Below are 20,020 nucleotides of genomic sequence, written 5' to 3' on the forward strand. Positions count from 1 at the left end.
AGGCGGCCTTGGTGGCGTTTCTTCTCGGTTGTGAAAAAGTGAGCGTGGAATTCCCCACGAAGACGGTGTTCGAGGGGCTGTCCCTCGGGGTGGACGAGGGGGCTCGCATCGGCATCGTGGGCCAGAACGGCGATGGGAAATCCACGCTTTTGCGGGTGCTTTCGGGCGATGTGGAAGTGGACGACGGCCGTGTCATCCGCACCCGCGGCGTTTCGGTGGGCGTACTCGGCCAGAGCGACGATTTGCGCGACGCGGACACCGTGGAGCGGGCCGTGGTGGGGGATATCCCCGAATACGAGTGGGCCGGCGACCCTCGGGTTCGCGCCATTATCGCGGGGCTGCTCGAGGATGTGGATTGGAACGCGACGGTGGGAACCCTTTCGGGCGGCCAGCGTCGACGGGTCGATCTGGCCCGGCTGCTCATCGGCGACTGGGACGTGCTCATGCTGGACGAGCCCACCAACCACCTGGACGTGCGCGCCATCACCTGGCTCGCCGAGCACTTGAAGACCCGCTGGCGCCGCGGAGCGGGGGCGCTGCTCGTGGTGACCCACGACCGCTGGTTCCTCGACGAGGTCTGCGAGGCCATGTGGGAGGTGCACGGTCGGCGCGTCTGGCCCTTCGAGGGAGGCTTCTCCGCTTACATCATGCAGCGGGTGGAACGGGATCGCTTGGAGGCTTTGGCCGAGCAGAAGCGCCAGAACGCCCTGCGCCGCGAGCTGGCGTGGCTCTCCCGCGGCGCCCGTGCGCGGGCCACGAAGCCCAAGTTCCACGTGGCCGCCGCCCAGGCGCTCATCGCCGACGTGCCGCCCTTGCGCAACGAGCTGGAGCTCAAGCGCATGGCCATGGCGCGTCTCGGCAAGCAAGTGGTCGACCTTAAGGGCGCATCGCTGCGCTTCGGGGATCGCGTCATCTTGGACGACGTCGACTGGATCATCGGCCCGGGCGATCGCTACGGCATTGTGGGCGCCAACGGCATCGGCAAGACAACGCTTCTGCGCATCATCCAAGGGCTGCAGCCGCTCGATTCCGGGCGCGTGAAAATCGGCCAGACCGTGCGTTTCGCCGTGCTGTCGCAGCATTTGGACGAGCTGCGCAAGCTCGGCGACGACCGGGTGCGCCAGGTGATCTCGCGCTACTCGCGGCGCACGATGCTCGACGGCAAGGAGATGACGCCGGGACAGCTCTTGGAACGGCTCGGGTTCACGAAGGACGACCAGAACGAGCCGGTGTGCGACCTGTCCGGCGGCCAGAAGCGCCGGCTGGCGCTCATGCTCATTTTGCTGGATGAGCCGAACGTGCTCATCTTGGACGAGCCGGGAAACGACCTGGACACCGATATGCTTGCAGCGGTGGAGAGCCTGCTCGACGGCTGGCCGGGCACACTCTTGCTCGTCACCCACGATCGCTACCTCATGGAACGCGTGACCGACCACCAGTTCGCCCTCATCGACGGCAAGGTGCGCCATTTGCCCGGTGGCGTGGACGAGTACCTGAAACTCGCCGAAGAGGCCGACCGCGAAGCCGCGAAGAGCGCCGGCGGCGGCCGCGGAAATGACTCTGGGGTCGGCTCCGTAGGGGGCGACCTTGGTCGCCCCTCGCTCGCGACCTCCAGCAATCCCGGGAATGCGGCCGCCTCTTGCGCCCCCGTCCTCTCCGGCGGCGAGCAGCGCGCCCTGCGCAAGCTCATGACCTCCAACGAGAAGAAGATCGAGACCCTGAAGGGCAAGATCGAGAAGAAGCAGCTGGAAATGGCCGCCGCCGACCAATCCGACTATCTAGTGCTCACCGCCATGCAAGAGGAAATCGCCGACTTCGAAACCCAAATAGAAGCCCTCGAGCTGGAATGGTTCGAAGCGGCCGAGAAGCTGGGGGAGTAGTGGCCGCATACAAAACCATAGTCGCTTGTGCCGAGGCCGAGATCGTCGAGAAGAAGAGCCGCTTCATCGGGCAAATCGCGCCGGTCGCCACTGAGGAAGAGGCACTCGCTTTCATCGCCGAGGTGAAGGCGGCCCACCGCATGGCGCGCCACAACGTGTACGCTTACGTGCTGCGCGGCGGTCGCGTGCGCTACACCGACGACGGCGAGCCGGCCAAAACGGCGGGCATGCCGACGCTCGAGGCCATCCAACATGCGGGTTTGGAAGACGTGGCCGTGGTCGTCACCCGTTACTTCGGCGGCATCCTGCTCGGCACCGGCGGCCTGGTGCGCGCCTACACCGACGCCACGAAGGCGGCTATCGAAGCGGCGGATGTCGTCACGGTGTCGGTCTGCGTCGACATCATCCTGGAGGTGCCCTACAGCCTGTACGAGCAGCTCTGTCGCATCGCTGAGGCGGCCGGCGCGAAGCTTGCCGAGAGCGACTTCGCCGAGAACGTCCTGCTCACCTTCCGCATGCTCGACGGCACTCAGGCCCCCTTCCTGGAAAAGCTCACCGAGCTCACCCGCGGCCAAAGTGAAATCATCGTGACCGCTCCCTTCGACGCCGCGTTCTAGCAAAGGGGCGCTCTATAATGGCCCCAAGCGTTGAAAGGATTTGCATGTACGGATTGAAGACGGAGAGCTCGTTCGATGCCTCTCATTTTTTGACCGATTATCATGGGAAGTGCGAGAACCTGCATGGGCACCGCTGGCGCGTGGTGGCTTATCTGGAGGTGGAGCACCTGCAGACGGAGGGCACCTGCAAGGACATGGTGGTGGATTTCGGCGAGTTTAAAACCGAGCTGCGCGCGCTGACCGAGCGACTCGACCACCATTTCATCGTGGAGGAGGGCTCCCTTGCCCCCGACACCTTGGCGTGCCTCGAGCGCGAGGGTTTCGCCCTGTTCATTGTGCCCTTCCGCACCACGGCAGAGAACCTCGCGAAGTGGTTCTTCGACGCGCTGGCCGCCCGCGGGCTGCCCGTGGCCCAGGTGGAGGTCTACGAGACCCCCAACAACTGCGCCTACTATCGGGAGCAGCGATAGCCCATGGTGCCCGAGGAGGAGAACGACGGCCTGCTGGATGCCGAGCGGCACCAGGCGCGCCATACCATCGCCCCCCGTGCCCAGCTGTTCCCCGTGGCGGAGAAGTTCGTGTCCGTGAACGGGGAGGGCCTGGCGGCGGGGCGGCCGGCCGCTTTCATCCGGTTCGCCGGCTGCAATATGTGGTGCACCTACTGCGACACCCGCTGGGCGAACCATCCGTTGGTGGAAGTGGAAGGGTGGAGCGTGCCCGACCTGGTGGCCTGGGTGGCCGAGACCGGCGTGTCGTGCGTGACGCTCACCGGCGGCGAGCCGCTTCTGCAGCCTTATCTGCCCGATTTGGTGCAGACTCTGCTCGCGGTGGACGACCCGCGCCCTTTGCGCGTGGAAATCGAGACGAACGGTTCGCGCGACCTGAGTCCCATGGCGCACTTGCGCGAGGCGTGCGCCGAGGCGGGGCTTCCCGGCAGCCTGCACTTCACGGTGGATTGGAAGACACCCACGGCCGGCGAGGCCGTGTCCGCCGCCATGCGCCGCGAGAACTACGATCTGCTGGATACGCGCGATGCCGTGAAGTTCGTCGTGGGCACCGAGGACGATCTGGCCTTCATGGAACGCTGCGTCGACGAGGCGGGGCTGTGGGATCGCTGTTCGGTGCTGGTGAGTCCGGTATGGGGCGCTATCGAGCCGGCCGAGATCGCCGCCTATCTGATCGAGCACGGTTTGGACCGCGCCCGTTTGCAGTTGCAGCTGCACAAGATCATCTGGCCCGATGAGACGCGCGGGGTCTAAAGATCCGGAAGGAACGAACCATGACCAAAACCAAAGCCCTGGTGCTGTGCTCCGGCGGCGTGGATTCCACGACGCTTTTGGCGCGGGCCGTGAGCAAGTACGGAGCGGAAAACGTGTATGCGCTTTCCATCAGCTACGGGCAGAAGCACGTTCGCGAGATTGAGGCGGCCCGCGCCGTGGCGGCCCATTACGGTGTAGAGCAGCGCTTCCTCGATTTGGGCGCCATCTTCGCCGACAGCGACTGCTCGCTTCTGGCCCATTCCGATGCGGCCATCCCCGAGTCCAGCTACGCCGATCAGCAGGCCGAAGGCGACGGCGGTCCGGTGAGCACCTACGTGCCCTTCCGCAACGGACTCTTCCTCTCCTCGGCGGCCTCCATGGCCCTCTCGCTCGGCTGCTCGACGGTCTATTACGGCGCCCATCATGACGACTGGGCCGGCAACGCCTACCCCGATTGCTCGCTGGAGTTCGTGGAGGCCATGAATCGCGCCATCGTGGAGGGCACCGGCGGCGAGCTGTGCTTGGAAGCTCCGTTCGTCACCTGGTCGAAGGCCGACATCGTGCGCGAGGGGCTGGCCCTTGGCGTGCCCTACGAGCTCACCTGGTCGTGCTACGAAGGGGGAGAGGCGCCCTGCGGCCGTTGCGCCACCTGCCTCGACCGTGCCGCCGCCTTCGCCGCCAACGGCGTCGAAGATCCGGCTATGAGATAATCAAGCAGAGTTGAGTGTAGCGGGATGTGGGGTATTGCTCACCAAGCGAGTTCCGAGAGCGTTCGAAACAGGACTAAACGTCCTGTTTCACCGAGCGAGGACTGTCTGAGCGACTGAGCGGTACCCCGCAGCCCGCCCCCAAGGAGTTGCTAAAGAAGAGGAGCTGGGAATGAAACCAATGGACATGGCTGAAGCGCTGTTTGGCAGCGACGATGATGCAATCGGGAAGCCCGAGGGGTCGGTGGATACTTCGGCTATGGCCGCCATCGCGGCCCATCTGGCTCGCGAGGATGCCGGCCCCGCGCCAGCGACTGCTCCCGCCGCTGCCTCGGCTGGCCGCGATGAGAATGAGACTCGCGCCGGCGGCGTCACCCTGCTCGGCAACCAGCATACCCAGTACCCGACCGACTACGACCCGTCGGTGCTGGAGACCTTCGAGAACAAGCACCCGGGCAACGACTACTTCGTGAAGTTCAACTGCCCCGAGTTCACGAGCCTGTGCCCCATCACCGGCCAGCCCGACTTCGCCACCATCTATATCTCCTACGTGCCCGATGTGCGCATGGTGGAGAGCAAGTCGCTCAAGCTGTACCTGTTCAGCTTCCGCAACCACGGCGACTTCCACGAGGACTGCATGAACATCATCATGAAGGATCTCATCGCGCTCATGGATCCGAAGTACATCGAGGTCTGGGGCAAGTTCACCCCGCGCGGCGGCATCTCCATCGACCCGTACTGCAATTACGGACGCCCCGGCACCCGCTGGGAGGAAGTAGCCTGGACGCGCCTGTCCCAACACGACCTGTACCCCGAGAAAGTGGACAACCGCTAGGTGCTGTGCGACTCTCTGCCGAGCGTCGATTGACGGCTTGCGAGGAGCTGCCCGGGCGGTGCCGTGGGGAATTGCCGCGCCGCCGTCGTGCTGCGGTGACAGAATGCGAGCTTTGTGCGAAAATACCTTCCGAACTACGAAGAAGAACGCACGTAAGGTAGCTAGCACATTATGACCGCCCAATTCAGCATCCGGGAGGCCGATCCGCAGATCGTCGCGCGTCTGGCGCACGACCTCGGCCTGCCCCGCTTCATCGCGACGACCCTCGTGGCCCGCGGCATCACCACGGTGCGGGCCGCCAAGCGCTTCTTGAACCCCTCGCTCGACCGCGACTGGCGCAACCCCCTGGAGATCCCGGGGCTGGCAGAAGTGGCCGACGGGCTCATCGACGCCATCCGCGAGAAGAAGCGCATCGTCGTGTTCGGCGACTTCGATTTGGACGGCATCTCCGCCACCACCGTGCTCACCCGGGGCCTACGGGCCCTCGGCGCCTGCGCGTTCCCCTTCATCCCGCGTCGTTTCGAGGAGGGCTACGGCATCACCGCGGCCGCCTTCGAGCGCGCCCGAGCTCTGGAGCCCGATGTCATCGTCACCGTGGACTGCGGCATCGCCTGCAAAAACGAGGTGGCCGACATTCTGAAGGCGGGGGTGGAGGTCTACATCACCGATCACCACGAGGCGGCCGATCTCGTGCCCGAGGGCGTGCCCGTGGCCGATCCGAAGATGGCCGATGATTGCCCGAGCGCCATCCTCGCCGGCGTGGGCGTGGCCTTGAAGCTCGTGCAGGTGCTCGGCAGTCGCCTGGGCTTCCCGCACCTGTGGCGCAGCTATACCGACTTCGCCACCTTGGGCACCGTGGCCGACCTCATGCCCATGCGCGATGAGAACCGGGCGCTCGTGGCCGACGGCCTCGCCCGGATGAACACGAACCCCCGCCCCTGCATCGCCGCGCTTCTCGCCACCACGGGCCAGGCCGGAAAACCGCTTTCGGCCACGAACCTGTCGTTCTCCCTCATTCCGCGCCTGAACGCCGCCGGGCGCATGGGCAATGCCGATTTGGCGCTCGATCTGCTCATGTGCGACAACTACGGCGAGTGCTGCGCCATGGCCGAGGCCCTGGAGGACGTGAACAACCAGCGCCGCGCCATTGAGGCGGAGCTGTCGGACATCGCGAAGGAGCAGGCCAGCAGAATCTACCACGGCCAGCGGGCGCTCGTGGTGGCCGGCGAGGGCTGGCACGAGGGCGTGAAGGGCATCGTGGCCTCCCGCCTCGTGAACACCTACGGGGTGCCGGCGCTTCTGTTCACCATCGACGGCGACGAGGCCCGCGGCTCCGGACGCTCCGTGGGCAACGTGAACCTCTTCGAGGCGGTGGAATCGATCTCGTATCTCACGAAGCGCTTCGGAGGCCACGGGGCGGCCGTGGGCGTCACCATCCCCACCAAAAATTTGAAGGCCTTCGCCCAACGTCTCGACGCCTATATGCAGAAGCTGCCGGAGGCGGCCTTCCATCCGCTGACCGAGGTGGACGCGCTCGTGAGCCTGGACGAGCTGACGCTCGAGTCCGTGGCGCTGGTCGAGCGGCTCGCCCCCTTCGGCCAGGAGAACCCCCAGCCCACGCTCCTGGCCCGTAACGTGACGCTCGTGAACACCCGGGCGGTGGGCCAGACCAAGGACCACTTCGCCTGCACACTCACCAATGGGCGCGCATCGGTGGCCGGCATCATGTTCCACTGCGCCGCCATCGACGCGCTGCTCGTGAACGACGCGGTGGTGGACGCCGCCTTCACGGTGCAGATCGACGAATGGCGCGGTCGCCGCTCGGTGAAGGCCATGCTGGAAACCGTGGCGCCGGCGCGCAGCTGCTGCGCTTTGGAGGCCTGCCTCGACCCGGATGCCGTGTCGTTCACCGCCGATCTGTTCGCCGAGGCGGAAGGGGAGCCCGATCTTGCGGCCGCCGACGAGGCGCCCGAGCCGGCGCTGCCCGATCTGGCGCCCCGCCGCGCCCAGTGGGAGGAGACGGCCCGGCGCGACCCGGACGGCCTGGAGGCGGCCATTGTGAAGGCCATCATCGGCGACCGCCCGCTGCATCCGGCCCAGCGAGAGATTCTCGATCGGCTGCGGGCGGGGAAGTCCACCTTCGCCGTCATGGCCACGGGGCGCGGCAAGTCGCTGTGCTTCCAAACCTACGCCGCCTTCCGCGCGCTGACCGACCATGCCGCGAGCCTGTTCATCTACCCCTTGCGGGCGCTCATCGCCGACCAGGTGTTCCATCTGCGGACGAGCCTCGAGCGCTTCGGTATCGCGAGCGCCGTCATTACCGGCGAATCGACGCCCGAGGAGCGCGCGGCGGTGTACGCGGGGCTGGCCGACGGGAGCCTCGATATCGTGCTCACCACGCCGGAGTACCTCATGTTCCACACCGACGAGCTGGCGGCCTCGGGGCGCGTCGGGTTCGTCGTCGTGGACGAGGCGCACCACATCGGACAGGCCAAGGCCGGCCAGCGCGTGGCCTACACCCAGCTCGACCGGGCGCTGACCCGGCTCGGAGACCCCGTGGTGCTCGCGGTGACCGCCACGGCCAACGACGCCGTGGCCGACGACATCGATGCGGTGCTGCCCATTCAGGACTCGGTCATCGACGAGACGGCCCGCGACAACCTGTACCTGGACGACCAGCGCAACATCCCGCACCGCGACGACTATTTGGCCTCCCTGGTGGCCACGGGCGAGAAGACCGTCATCTACGTGAACTCCCGCGAGCATTCCGTGGCGCTCGCGCGCATGCTGCGCCGGCGGGTGCCGCAGCTCGCCTGCATGATCGGCTTCTACAACGCGGGGCTCTCCCGCGACGAGCGCAAGCGCATCGAGGAGCTGTTCCGTCGCGACGACCTGAAGGTGCTCGTGGCCACCTCGGCCTTCGGGGAAGGGGTCGATATCCCCAACATCCGGCACGTGGTGCTGTACCATCTGCCCTTCAGCGACGTGGAGTTCAACCAGATGAGCGGCCGGGCCGGGCGCGATGGGAAGCCGGCGTGGGTGCATCTGCTCTACGGGCGCGGGGACGCCTCCATCAACGAGCGCATCTTGGCCGACGCCACGCCGGATCATGACGTCATGGCCCAGGTGTACCGCAAGCTGCGCTCGCTGCAGCGCAACACTCCCGACGACTACTTCTGCGTGGCCGACGCCGATCTGGCCGAGGCCGCCTCCGACGCCTTCCGCGCCGTGAGCCCCACCTCGGCGGCGTGCGGCTTGGCCGTGTTCCGCGAGCTCGGGCTCATCGAGACGCGCACCGTTTACGAGGCCGGCCGCCCGCATCTGTGGGTGCGGGTGCGCGAGGGGGCGTCGAAGGTGGAACTGACCGATTCGGTGCGCTACCGCGAGGGCATCGACGAGCGCACGCTGTTCGGCGGCTTCTGCCGATGGGCGCTGGGCACCGACGAGCCCGCGCTCACGGTGCGTCTGTGCCATCCCATCGTGCCGAGGAACTGGCCGGGCCAGGGGCACTAACCGATAACGATCCGCGGACCATCCGCGTTCAGGAGAAGGGAGGCGCCCATGAGCGCCGAGAGAGACGATTCCGTCCGGGCGGCGGCCGATGCCGTCAGCGCCGGGAAGGCCACGAAAGAGACCGTGGACGCGCTTCTGGGCCGCCCGCACCCCACGGCCGATTCGGCCATCGAACGCGGGCCCGCCACGCCCGAGGACCGCTTCGCCGAGCTGGCGCGCCTGACGAGTGCCTACATGGACGCGCCGGAGGAGGCCATGCTGCGCCGCGCCTTCGAGTTCGCCCGCGACGCCCACGCGGGCCAGTGCCGCAAGTCCGGCGAGCCTTTCATCATCCATCCCATCGAGGTGGGCATCATCCTGGCCGATCTGCGCATGGACGCCGAGACCATCACGGCGGCGCTGCTCCACGACACCGTGGAGGACACGAAGGTGACGGCCGAGGAAGTGGAGCGCACCTTCAACCCGCAGGTGCGGGCGCTGGTGGAGGGCGTCACCAAGATCACCCGCATCGAGGTGGAGTCGCTCACCGACGAGCAGGCGGCCACCATTCGCAAGATGTTCGTGGCCATGTCCAAGGACATCCGCGTCATCGTCATCAAGCTGGCCGACCGCCTGCACAACATGCGCACGCTGGCGGCCCTGCGCGAGGATCGGCGCATCTTCAAGTCCCGCGAGACGCTGGAGATCTACGCCCCCATCGCCCACCGCCTTGGCATCAACTCCATCAAGTGGGAGCTGGAGGACCTCTCTTTCTTCTACCTGGAGCCCAACAAGTACAAGCAGGTCTCCCGCATGGTGACCGAGTCCCGCGCCGAGCGCGAGAAGTACCTGGCCGACGTCATCGCCGTGCTGCACGAGGAGATGGGGAAGGTGGGAATTTCGGCCCAGATCATGGGGCGCCCGAAGCATCTGTACTCCATCTACCAGAAGATGACGAAGAAGGGCAAGGGCTTCTCGGAGATTTACGACCTCATCGCCGTGCGCATCATCACCAGCTCGGTGAAGGACTGCTACTCGGCCCTGGGCGCGGTGCACACGCTGTGGCACCCCATGCCCGGCCGCTTCAAAGACTACATCGCCATGCCGAAGTTCAACATGTACCAGTCGCTGCACACGACGGTCATGGGGCCGGCCGGGCGTCCCTTGGAGGTGCAGATCCGCACCGAGGAGATGCACCGCAACTCCGAGTACGGCGTGGCGGCCCACTGGCGCTACAAGGAGACCGGCGCCTCGCGCCCCGGCGCCGCCGACAACCTGGATGCCCAGCTGGCGTGGCTGCGCCAGATGGTGGACTGGCAGGACGAGACCGAGGACTCCCGCGAGTTCCTAAAGTCGCTGAAGATGGACCTCGACGACACGGAGGTCTTCGTGTTCACGCCGAAGGGCGAGGTCATGAGCTTGCGCGCCGGTTCCACGCCGGTGGACTTCGCCTACGCCATCCACACCGAGGTGGGCAACCACTGCGTGGGCGCCAAGGTGAACGGCTCCATCGTGCCTCTGTCCTACCAGCTGCAGGTGGGCGACCGCGTGGAGGTGCTCACCCAGAAGAGCGCGAGCCCCTCCCGCGACTGGCTGAACATCGTGAAGACGCCCTCGGCCCGCAGCAAGATCCGCTCCTACTTCTCGAAGATCACCCGCTCCGACGACATGCAGATGGGCCGCGACATGCTCGTGCGCGAGATGCGCAAGCACGGGCTGGGGCTTTCCAGCGCCCAGTCGATGCGGGCGCTGAAGCTGGTGGCCGAGGCGCTCGGCTTCAAAGACCCCGACGAGATGTACGTGCACATCGGCACGGGCAAGGAGAAGGCCCAGCACGTCACGAACCGCCTGCTGAAGATCCTGGTGGACAAGGGCAACGAGGAGGCGGAGAAGCCCACGGTGGGCACATCGGCCTCCTCCACGGGCATCATGGCCCCCATGCTCACGTCCGTGAAGCGCCCGAAGAAGCACGAGACCCACTCGTCCCAGGGCATCGTGGTGAAGGGCGTCGACGACGTGCTCGTGCGCCTGTCGCGCTGCTGCAACCCCGTGCCCGGCGACGACATCTTGGGGTTTGTGACCCGCGGCCGCGGCGTGTCGGTGCACCGAGCCGACTGCCCCAACGCGCTCGATTTGAAGCGGCATCCCGAGCGCATCATCGAGGTGGAATGGGAGGGGACGCCCACGGCGGCCACCTACCAGGTGGAGATCTACATCGAGGCGCTCGACCGCATGAACCTGCTTCTGGACGTGACGCGCGTCATTTCCGAGATGGGCGCCAATGTGCTGTCCTGCAACACCACCACCCACCGCGATGGCATGGTGGAGATGCGCTTCCTCTTCCAGCTGTCCGACTTGGCGGTTATCGAGCGCATGACAAAGCGCCTGTCCGCCATCGACGGCGTCTTCGATGCCCGTAGAATGATGCCCCAAGGATCAAGCAAGAAAGGTTGAGAAATGGCGACGGATTTGTATGAGATCAGCGGATTGTGCGTCGATGTCGAGTATATGATCATGGGCGTGCTCGCCAACAACGTGTATATCGTCTCCGACGGCGAAGGCACCATGGTGGTGGATCCCAGCTGCTCGGCTGACAAGATTTTGGCGGCTCTGGGCGAGCGCAAACTGGATGTCATCGTGCTCACCCATTCCCATTTCGACCACACCGGCGCCGCCGCCGAGCTGCGTGAGGCCACGGGTGCTCCCGTTGTTGCCTCGGCGGTGGATGCTCCGCTTATCGAGGAGCCCTGCGACGAGGATCTCTCCACCCGCGGGGTGCCCTGCCCGGTGGATCGCACGGTCTCTCACGGCGAAGTCGTGGAAGTGGGGAACATGAAGTGGAAGGTCATCGCAACGCCCGGCCACACCCCCGGCTCCATCTGCCTGTTCAACATTCCCCAGTTCGGCAACCATCCCAAGGGGCTGCCGGTGCTCATCTCGGGCGACACGCTGTTCGCCGGCACCATCGGCCGTACCGATTTCGAGGGCGGTTCCATGGCCGACATGCGCGCCTCCCTGAAGAAGCTCGCGGCGCTGCCCGACGACACGGCGGTTCTTCCCGGCCACAACAACCTCACCACCATCGGCGCCGAGCGCCGCCGCGTCTTCGCCCTCTACGGCGACCCCGAGTAGGCCCTGCAAAAGACGCCCCGCGGGAGGGGTGCGGGGCGTCGGGGGGAGGGCTATATAGGGGTGAGGAGAGCGGAACGCGCTAGGCGGAGATCGCCGCCACATCGGCCTCGGTGATGGGCGTGCTCGCCTCGAGCTTGCCGCCAGTGGCCGCCTGGATGCCGCAGATGCGACCGGTCATGATGCAGTGGCCGGCGGACATGCCGGCCTGGTACATTGACCAGTCGGGGGCGCCGCACAGCTGGCCGGCCGAGAAGCCGGTGACCCACAGGTTGGGGATGACCTCGCCGCCCACGCCACGGGTGGCCTGGTAATTCTCGTTCACGGTAGCGCCGGCGCACAGAGCCGAGACGCGCACGTGCTTGTGGATGCCCCAGTAAGGAGCTTTCTCGATCTTCTTCAGGTACTTGGCCTGCTTGCCGAAGTCGGCGTCGAAGCCAGCATCGCACAGCTCGTTGTAGCGCTCCACCGACTTCTTCAGGGCATCGGCAGGGATTCCCAGCTTGCCAGCCAGCTCGTCAAGGGTGTCGCAGCAGTAGGTGTCGATGAGCCCCTCGATGACATTGGCGCCGCTCTCGGGGGAGCGATCCATCTCAACGTCGGGCATGTAGTTTTGCATCTTCTCTTTCTCGGTAGGCTTGCCGCCCCACTCGGTCACCTGGGCAATGTAGTCGTCGTCGAAGATCTGGGAGTACCAGCCGGGTTTGGGCTGGTTGCGCAGCACGCAATTGATCTCCTCGAAGATGCAGTCCTCATTCATGAAGCGCTCGCCGTTCTCGTTTACCGTGAGGAACGGCTCGTCGAACATGGGGCCGGAATCGAAGTCGTGCATCATGTGGGAGTGACCCACGGGCACGAACCCACCGCCGATGGCCATAGCCATGAGGATGCCGTCGCCGGTCTTGTTGGTTTGCTTTCGGTCGAAGTCCTTCACGTCGGGGCAGTAGCGCTCCACGAGGCTCTGGTTGTTCTGGTAGTCGCCCGTGGACAGGATGACGCCCTTGGTGGCATTGAACTTGATGTAGTCGTTTCCGCTCTTGCCGATGACGCCGGTGACGGCGCCGGACTCATCGGTGACCAGCTGCACGCCAGGAGTGGAATAGAAGAACTCCACGCCGCGCTCGGCAGCCATATCGGCCAAGTGCTCGATCATGGTGCCGTTGTTGTAGGGTTTGGGGCCGAACATGATGGAGCGGCGCGAGCACTTCGATCCGTCCTCGTACTCGGTCACAGCCGTGGGGCGTACCATGTAGGGCGGGAATCCGGCTTCTGCGGTGCGCACCTGCATCCAGCGGATGGCCTCACCGGAGTACTTGGCGTAAGTTTCGGCCAAGCCGCGGTCGGCGCGCCAGCCGCAATCCTCCAGAAAGCCCTGGATGTAGTTCATGACGCCCTGCTCGTCGCTCTCGTCCAGAAGGACGCCGGAGCAGGTGCCGCCCTGGGAAATGGGCTTCGATTCTTTTTGGAGCACGGCAACGGTGGCGCCCTCCTCAAGGGCCGACAGGGCCGCCGGCACCCCGCCGGTTCCGGCACCGACCACTACGACATCGTAGGTTTTCTCTTCGCTGAACTCCGTGATGGGTTCAATCTCGACGGGTGAGTCTTCGAAGTCGCTCGCCTGCAGCCCCGCCGGGTACTCGATGCCACCAGTTTCAGCGGTCTTCGGGTTCTCTCCGCCACTGGGAGCGCAGCCGGCAAGTCCTGCTCCTGCCGCTCCTGCGGCGCCCATAGCGAGCGCGCCTTTCAGAAAGTCTCGGCGATTCAATTCCACGATTCCCTCTCCTTTCGTATTCGGTCGTGCGGAACGACGGCGCGGTACTGCTGCACCCGACTTTGCGAGTGATGACGTCGCCCCGACGCTTTCGCGCTCTTCAAAACTATCAGAAATGGCGCTCTTTTCGCCTACTACAAACGGTATGAACTTGCTGATACCGCATCGGTTCATACTGTTTTTCTGATATAACAGGGAAGGGAGGATGATAGATGGATTTCGTTCGACGTTTTGCCGCGTGCACGCCTCAGAGCGCCTCGGTTGTGGCGGGTCTCGCCTGTGCGCTTATTATGATGGAAGTGCAGCGGATGCCCGTGGCTCACAGCGTGAGCTTTTCTATGTTTGCGCCTGTGCCTTATTTGGCTGAGGCGTTCGCACTGATGGTATTGGCATTTCTGGTTTGGCGTTATCCTGCTCGTCGGTTGAGCAACAGTGCGATATTGCGCGGAGCTGTCGGCTTTTTGGCGACGCTCTCCACGTGGCTTGTTCTGTGGGGGACGGGGCTCGACGAGACGCTCATGTTTGTGGTTCGCGCGGTTTACCGGGCTTCTACGGGGCTGCTTGTAGTGCTGTGGGCCGAGCGGCTCATGGGACTTGGTTCGTGGCGCGAGGGGTGTCTTATTGCTGCTGCGATCATAGTTTCCGGGGCGCTTACTTGCCTGCTTTCGGTTGTTCCGGCCAATGTGCTGGAGGGCATTCTCGTGCTGCTTCCTCTTGTGGCTGCAGGGGCCTTTCTGACATATCGGGGCCGACCGGGAGACGGAGGTTCCTCGGCGCTTCCCTCAATCTCGCCGGCAGAGCATCATCCGCTTCCCGCTTTTTCTCTTGAAACGACGCGGGATATTGTTGCTGCTGCGGGGCTTCTCGCCTTCCCGCTTTTGTGCCGTAGCCCCATGATCTCGACGCAGTCGGCTTGGATGCCGTTGCAGGATGGCTTTACCATGGATCAGGCCATGCAGCTCTCCATTGGTGCCGGCACTATCCTGGGCGGGGTGGCAGTAGCGCTTATCATTCGCTTCGCCTGGAATCGTAGCTTCGTGCTTGTGCTTGATCTGCTTGTCTTGCCGTTATCGCTCGTCTCGCTCTATACTGCTCAGCTGATCGGTATGCTGTTCGTGCTTCATTTCCTTATTGTGGACTCCACCTACAAGGTTGTCCTGTTCTATATCATGATGGTGCCGTTTTTGTTTCCAGAGATGCGAAAGGGCCCGCGCTCGGTGGTGCCCCTCTATGCTTCCTTTGCCTTTATGATTGCCATGCGCGCTCTTTTCTCGGGTCTTCATTCCCTGCTGCCCGAATCGCTCTACGCTACGTTGGTGGCAGTAGTGGTGCTGCTGTCCTTTGCTGGAGCAGCCTTGCTCGCTTTGCTGTTGGTGCATCGCCAGATGACTCGGCGGGAACCATCGCCAGAGGCGACGCCTTCGCAAGTGAGCGGTGCGTCCGAAACGTCCCCTCTCGGGCAGCGTCCCGACATCGTAGCGGCTTGCAGCGCTTTGGGCGACCGCTTCGAGCTGACGCCGCGCGAGCGGGAAATATTCCTGCTCTTGGCTCAGAATTACCGGGCGCCCTATATCGCTGAGAAGTTGGTGGTGAGCCAATCGACGGTGAAGACGCATATGCGGAACCTATACGCGAAGCTCGGTGTCCATTCGCAAGCGGAGTTGCTTTTGCTCGTGGACGAGGAGGCTGCGAAGTAGCACCTCGAATAGATGGTGCGATTTCTCCCGCCTCTCGCACCCCTGATTTTTCAAAAAAATTGGCAGTCTGTCTTGCTGACGGCGTGTCATAGGGTAGACTTGGGCTACTGCGCATTTTCTGGGTGCAGTTTATCTGTTGGAAGGAACTCCGTGACGATCGAGTGGACCTTTTTCCTCTCCGAGCTTATGCAGAACCCCATCCTTCTGGTGGTGACTCTGCTTAATATCGGCGTTATCATTGTGAACGGCGCGACGGATGCGCCCAATGCCATCGCCACGGCGGTCTCTACTCGGGCCATGAAGCCGCGCCACGCCATCATCATGGCGGCAGTGTTCAACTTCCTGGGGTTGCTCCTCGTCTCGCTGGTTTCCACGGCGGTGGCCCACACCATCTTCTCCATGGTGGATTTCGGCGGCAACTCCCATCAGGCCCTGACGGCGCTCATGGCGGCGATGGTCGCCATCATCGTCTGGGGCGCGGCGGCCTGGTGGTTCGGTATTCCCACCTCGCAATCCCACTCGCTCATTGCCGGCCTCACCGGCGCGGCCATCGCCGTTCAGGGTGGCCTGGACGCCATCAACGGCGCCGAGTGGATGAAGGTCGTCTACGGCATCCTGCTCTCGACGCTGCTCGGCTTCGGCCTGGGCTGGCTCAACTACAAGCTCATCGGGCGGATGTGCCGACATGTGAACCGTCAGAAGGCGAACTCGTTCTTCAAGTGGGCGCAGATTTGCTCCGGTGCCGGCGTGGCCTTCATGCATGGTGCCCAAGACGGCCAGAAGTTCATGTCCATCTTCATGCTGGCCATTATGATGACCGCCGGCATGGGCATGGATCTGTCGGGCGTGGCTATGCCCATGTGGCTTATGATCTTCTGCGCCTTCAACATGGGCTTCGGCACGGCCGTGGGCGGCGAGCGCATCATCAAGTCCGTGGGCATGGACATGGTGAAGCTCGAGGCGTTCCAGGGATTCGCCGCCAGCCTCTCCACGTTCGTGAGTCTTATGCTCGCCACCTTCGGGGGCTTGCCGGTTTCCACGACGCACACCAACACGACGGCCATCATGGGCGTGGGGGCCGCGAAGAGCCCCAAGTCCGTGAAATGGTCTATCGCCATCGATATGGTGAAGACGTGGGTGCTCACCTTCCCCGGGTGCGGCATCCTGGGCTTCGCCTGTGCCAAGTTGTTCCTTATGATCCTGTAACGCGAGAAGGGAAGTCCAGTGGCCAAGAAACACAAGTACGATTACTTCGACGCCTACGAAGAGCTGTCCGATCTGGCCGTGCAAGAGGCGAGCGTCCTTGTGCGCGCCATGGAGAACTTCACCGATGCCGCTGCCCTGCGCGCGGTGCTCGATGAGGCCCATGCGCTCGAGCACGCCGGCGACATGATCAACCACGACATCTACAAGCACGTCGGCAACGACTTCATGCCGCCGTTCGATCGCGAGGACATCGTGGCTTTGGCCGGCGCGCTGGACGAGATTCTGGATGAGATCGAGGACGTGCTGCAGTACTTCTACATGTTCGACATCCATCAGATTCCCGAGGACGCCCTGCGCTTCGCCACCCTCATCCGCAAGTCGTGCAAAGCCGTGGACGCCGCCATGGAGGATTTCCGCAACTTCAAGAAGTCGAAGAACTTCAAGCAGCTGGTCATTCAGGTCTCCGACAACGAGGAGGAGGCCGACGCGCTGTACGTGGAGGTCATCCGCAACCTGCACGTGAACCACGCCGACGAGCCCATGCACGTGCTGAAGTGGTCGCGCCTGTACGCCTTCATGGAGAGCTGCTGCGACGCCTGCGAGCATACCGCCGATCTCATGAGCACGATTCTGTTGAAGAATATGTAGGCTCAGGATCGGGGAATCGGTACACCTACGTAGGGGCGGCGCTTGCGTCGCCCTTTCTGCATTGGCGGACGTTCTGGCTCGGGAGTGCCGATCGAGGCCGGCCCCTACGGGGATGTCTGCAGGCCAAGCGGCGGGCTTGTTCAGTGCGCGGCGACGGTCGTCGTATTTCCGTGCAAGATTTTTCGTTAGAGAGAGTGTGTCTGGGCGATTCGTGCAGGATTTTGCGATAGGGAGACTCTAAATCGGTTGTAGGATCGCCTCGGCCTCTCCCTATCGCAAATTCCTGCACGAATTTGGTGTACCCGGTGACGGGAGAGCGTCATGAGCGCTTCTTCTGGTCGCGGGGGTTGTGCTGGGGCTTCTTCGGGTCGGGGGTTTGCGGTTCGAAGGGGTCGAAGGCCGGTTCGTCGTCGGCTTTTCGTGCCGCGTGCGCGTCGGCGCCTTCCACGCCTTCCGCGCTCTTCGAATCCTTGGCTTCCGCGGCGGAATCCTTCACCGCCGCCTGCGGGCCGGTGCGGCGGGGCTCGTGGTCGAGGCCGATGATGCGGTAGAGCTCGTCGCGGTCGACGAACAGGCGATCGGAGGGATCGGGGGCCGGTTCGGAGGCATGCTCGTCCTCGTCGGCCAGGGGCACCACGAGCTTGTCCATGAGCACGGTGGGCTGGAAGTGCTCGCCGTCGTCGTCCATCCAGCGGCCGCTCAGGCGATCGTAAAGCTTCTTGCCCTTCCTCTTGAAGCGATCGAACTTGGTTGTGCCCTGGCGCTCGCGGGCCGTCTTGCCTATGGGCACGTGCACCTTGCGCGCGATGAAGCGCATCGGTCGCGCCACGCTTTCCACCACCGTGTCCGAGTAGTCGCGGGGCGGCTTGGTGCGCCAGCCCATGATGAGGGACAGGTAGCGCAGAACCATGATGAGGCCGGCGCACAGGATGCCCGCCGTGTCGGGCAGGATGCCGTTGGCCTTCAGCGGGCAGTAGACCATGCAGCCGATAAGGGCCGCGCTGCCGTAGATGGGGCCGGTTTGGAAGGCGACGGGCGGCCGGTTCATGAGCACGTCGCGGGAGATGCCCCCGCCGATGGAGGTGATGGTGCCGAGCACTACCGAGGGGATGACGGTAAGGCCCGCCGAGAGGCTCTTCGACGCGCCGATGATGGCCCACAGGGCTACCGAGATGTTGTCCAGGAGGTCGACGATGGGGTCCAGGTAGGTGGCCAGCTTGCCGAAGTAGAACACCGCCACGCCGGCCAGGGCGCAGGAAAGGAGAAACCAAGGGCTCTGGAAGGCGTACAGGCCGTAGTTCTGCAGCAGGATGTCGCGGATGATGCCGCCGCCCATGCCGGTGATGCAGGCGATGGCCACGGTGCCGAAGATGTCGTAGCGGGCGCGCACGGCGGACATGCCGCCGGACAGGCCGCCGGTGACGGTGGCGGCGAACTCGAACCAGAAGGGGAGGTCGAAGGCGGTCTCGAGGGTCATGGGCGTTCCTACCGATTCCGCACGTCGGGGACGTCGTCGCCGGCCGCGGCGTCTTCCACGGCCACGACGAGGGCCACCACGGGCTCGCCGTAGAAGTTCACGTCGGCGGTGAGGCGGTGGGAGGCGGCCAGGTCGAAGTCGTCGGCATCCATGGCCTTAATGGCGTCCAGGGCGCCTGCGCGCGCCTGGTCGTACAGATCCCAGAAGCTGGCGCGGCTGACGGCCTCGGTGGCCGGATGGCGCCAGGGAGCGCGCTCGCCGTTGGCGAAGGCGGAAGTGGCGCGCTCGGCGGCCCGGTGGCTCATGGCCCCGGTCATGGCATGGGGGCGCACGAGGCGCTCGGCAGCGGAGAGCACGGAGCGCTTGGCGCCGGTGGGGGAGTAGAGGGCCCGCTGGGCCGCGCGCTCGGCCCGCACGGCGCTTTTGAACATGCCCTTGGGCATCGTGAGGCCGAAGGCGTCGTCGATGGCGGTGGCGTACAGGCGCCCCACGGTATCCAGCATGCTGTCGCGTCCGCGCAGCACCGAGGTGGCGGGGCGGTAGGTGGCCACGGTCTCGCCGCGCTTGGCCGTCAGCACAAGCTCGTCCAGCTCGGTCTCGATAACGGCGTGTACCTCATGGGCGCCCTCGGCCGCGAGGCCTTCCACACCGGCGGCGCACAAGGCGTTCACCTGGCTTATGACGAGTGGATGCACCGTGCTGTCCAGCAGGTAGTGGCACACGTAGCCCAGCGCGTAGGCGCGTCCGACGGAGCGCTCCTGCGCCGGCAGCTCGCGCACAGCGCTCTTCAGGGCCACGAGGAATTCCGCCGGGCGCGCCCGATGCAGGGTCGAGGCCAGCTTTCCCACGCGGCGGTAGCGCGGATCGGGCGCGACGAAGAACAAAGGATCGGGGCCCTGGTTGCCCAAAAGGAAGGCCTCGGCCGCATCGCGGGAGCCCCCGATGGTATCGAAGGTCTCGCCGTACACGTCTTTCCCGAACAGGTCGTGCGTGATGATGGCCGGCATGGCTTCTCCTCTCCGATGGCGTTGCCCGATGTTGAATGCAAAGCGATCATGATAGGTACACAGGCCATCATAAACAATGGTGCGGCCGCCAGCGGACGGTGGGTGTCGTCCGTCGGAAAACCGACATACTAGGTAGATGGAGCAGACGGCGTTCCTGTGGCGGGACGGACGGCGTCATCTGGCGGGACGGACGGCGTCATCTGGCGGGGTGGCCGGGGGTGCCTCGGCGGGGTGGTCGGCATCCCTGGGGCCGGACGGCCGCTCGCCGCCCGTGGCCGCTGATGGCATTCCAACC

Annotated in this window: 15 protein-coding genes; 12 read left to right on the top strand and 3 right to left on the bottom strand. The window is 64.8% G+C overall.

Annotated features, from left to right (window positions below; genetic code table 11):
• The first annotated feature begins 11 nt into the window (after positions 1-11).
• From ACW4LP_RS10460 to ACW4LP_RS10500, 9 genes are all read left to right on the top strand, one after another.
• Complete coding sequence (locus ACW4LP_RS10460) at positions 12-1,880, top strand: ABC-F family ATP-binding cassette domain-containing protein (protein WP_117283903.1); 1,869 nt, start codon at positions 12-14, stop codon at positions 1,878-1,880.
• Positions 1,880-2,497, top strand: a complete 618-nt coding sequence (locus ACW4LP_RS10465) for an IMPACT family protein (protein ID WP_330038215.1) — start codon at positions 1,880-1,882, stop codon at positions 2,495-2,497. Before ACW4LP_RS10460 ends, ACW4LP_RS10465 begins: the two co-directional genes overlap by 1 nt.
• 44 nt (positions 2,498-2,541) lie before the next feature.
• The gene (locus tag ACW4LP_RS10470; protein WP_022740381.1) at positions 2,542-2,967 is read left to right on the top strand and encodes a 6-pyruvoyl trahydropterin synthase family protein; all 426 of its coding nucleotides are present in this window, start codon (positions 2,542-2,544) and stop codon (positions 2,965-2,967) included.
• 3 nt (positions 2,968-2,970) lie between these two features.
• Positions 2,971-3,756, top strand: coding sequence for a radical SAM protein (locus ACW4LP_RS10475; RefSeq protein ID WP_412324060.1), 786 nt, complete (start codon positions 2,971-2,973; stop codon positions 3,754-3,756).
• A gap of 20 nt (positions 3,757-3,776) precedes the next feature.
• The gene (gene queC, locus ACW4LP_RS10480) at positions 3,777-4,466 is read left to right on the top strand and encodes a 7-cyano-7-deazaguanine synthase QueC (protein ID WP_330038221.1); all 690 of its coding nucleotides are present in this window, start codon (positions 3,777-3,779) and stop codon (positions 4,464-4,466) included.
• Between the two features lie 169 nt (positions 4,467-4,635).
• Complete coding sequence (gene queF / locus ACW4LP_RS10485) at positions 4,636-5,298, top strand: preQ(1) synthase (RefSeq protein WP_261797815.1); 663 nt, start codon at positions 4,636-4,638, stop codon at positions 5,296-5,298.
• Between the two features lie 171 nt (positions 5,299-5,469).
• Positions 5,470-8,811 (top strand): single-stranded-DNA-specific exonuclease RecJ, encoded by a 3,342-nt coding sequence (recJ, locus tag ACW4LP_RS10490; RefSeq protein WP_455803799.1) that lies wholly within the window; start codon positions 5,470-5,472, stop codon positions 8,809-8,811.
• 48 nt (positions 8,812-8,859) lie between these two features.
• Positions 8,860-11,244 (top strand): RelA/SpoT family protein, encoded by a 2,385-nt coding sequence (locus tag ACW4LP_RS10495; RefSeq protein WP_022740376.1) that lies wholly within the window; start codon positions 8,860-8,862, stop codon positions 11,242-11,244.
• A gap of 3 nt (positions 11,245-11,247) precedes the next feature.
• Entirely contained in the window at positions 11,248-11,922 is a 675-nt protein-coding gene (locus tag ACW4LP_RS10500; RefSeq protein WP_418686897.1) for an MBL fold metallo-hydrolase, read from the top strand.
• 79 nt (positions 11,923-12,001) lie between these two features.
• On the opposite strand, the gene ACW4LP_RS10505 is transcribed toward ACW4LP_RS10500, so the two are convergent.
• A complete protein-coding gene (locus ACW4LP_RS10505; RefSeq protein WP_455803800.1) occupies positions 12,002-13,690 on the bottom strand; it encodes an FAD-dependent oxidoreductase in 1,689 nt (562 codons plus the stop codon).
• 263 nt (positions 13,691-13,953) lie between these two features.
• Between ACW4LP_RS10505 and ACW4LP_RS10510 the strand changes: the two genes are divergently transcribed.
• The 3 genes from ACW4LP_RS10510 to ACW4LP_RS10520 all read left to right on the top strand — a co-directional run bounded on the left by ACW4LP_RS10510 (position 13,954) and on the right by ACW4LP_RS10520 (position 17,241).
• Entirely contained in the window at positions 13,954-15,387 is a 1,434-nt protein-coding gene (locus tag ACW4LP_RS10510) for a response regulator transcription factor (protein WP_455803801.1), read from the top strand.
• A 150-nt stretch (positions 15,388-15,537) separates the two neighbouring features.
• Positions 15,538-16,593, top strand: a complete 1,056-nt coding sequence (locus ACW4LP_RS10515) for an inorganic phosphate transporter (RefSeq protein WP_418686899.1) — start codon at positions 15,538-15,540, stop codon at positions 16,591-16,593.
• A gap of 18 nt (positions 16,594-16,611) precedes the next feature.
• Positions 16,612-17,241, top strand: a complete 630-nt coding sequence (locus tag ACW4LP_RS10520) for a DUF47 domain-containing protein (RefSeq protein ID WP_022740373.1) — start codon at positions 16,612-16,614, stop codon at positions 17,239-17,241.
• Between the two features lie 319 nt (positions 17,242-17,560).
• Here ACW4LP_RS10520 and ACW4LP_RS10525 read toward each other — a convergent pair whose 3' ends face one another.
• Both ACW4LP_RS10525 and ACW4LP_RS10530 read right to left on the bottom strand, forming a co-directional pair.
• Positions 17,561-18,718, bottom strand: a complete 1,158-nt coding sequence (locus ACW4LP_RS10525) for a trimeric intracellular cation channel family protein (RefSeq protein ID WP_418686900.1) — start codon at positions 18,716-18,718, stop codon at positions 17,561-17,563.
• An 8-nt stretch (positions 18,719-18,726) separates the two neighbouring features.
• Positions 18,727-19,725 carry a zinc dependent phospholipase C family protein gene (locus ACW4LP_RS10530; RefSeq protein WP_418686901.1) on the bottom strand — a complete coding sequence of 333 codons (999 nt, stop codon included), beginning with the start codon at positions 19,723-19,725 and terminating at the stop codon, positions 18,727-18,729.
• Between the last annotated feature and the right edge of the window lie 295 nt (positions 19,726-20,020).

It is taken from the genome of Adlercreutzia sp. CNCM I-6215 (genome assembly GCF_977072315.1).

Excerpts from the sequence above, each read along its gene's own strand:
- ACW4LP_RS10530 (WP_418686901.1), bottom strand. The coding sequence starts at position 19,725 with ATGCCGGCCATCATCACGCACGACCTGTTCGGGAAAGACGTGTACGGC.
- ACW4LP_RS10495 (WP_022740376.1), top strand. The coding sequence starts at position 8,860 with ATGAGCGCCGAGAGAGACGATTCCGTCCGGGCGGCGGCCGATGCCGTC.
- ACW4LP_RS10470 (WP_022740381.1), top strand. The coding sequence starts at position 2,542 with ATGTACGGATTGAAGACGGAGAGCTCGTTCGATGCCTCTCATTTTTTG.
- ACW4LP_RS10500 (WP_418686897.1), top strand. The coding sequence starts at position 11,248 with ATGGCGACGGATTTGTATGAGATCAGCGGATTGTGCGTCGATGTCGAG.
- queC (WP_330038221.1), top strand. The coding sequence starts at position 3,777 with ATGACCAAAACCAAAGCCCTGGTGCTGTGCTCCGGCGGCGTGGATTCC.
- ACW4LP_RS10475 (WP_412324060.1), top strand. The coding sequence starts at position 2,971 with ATGGTGCCCGAGGAGGAGAACGACGGCCTGCTGGATGCCGAGCGGCAC.
- recJ (WP_455803799.1), top strand. The coding sequence starts at position 5,470 with ATGACCGCCCAATTCAGCATCCGGGAGGCCGATCCGCAGATCGTCGCG.
- queF (WP_261797815.1), top strand. The coding sequence starts at position 4,636 with ATGAAACCAATGGACATGGCTGAAGCGCTGTTTGGCAGCGACGATGAT.
- ACW4LP_RS10525 (WP_418686900.1), bottom strand. The coding sequence starts at position 18,718 with ATGACCCTCGAGACCGCCTTCGACCTCCCCTTCTGGTTCGAGTTCGCC.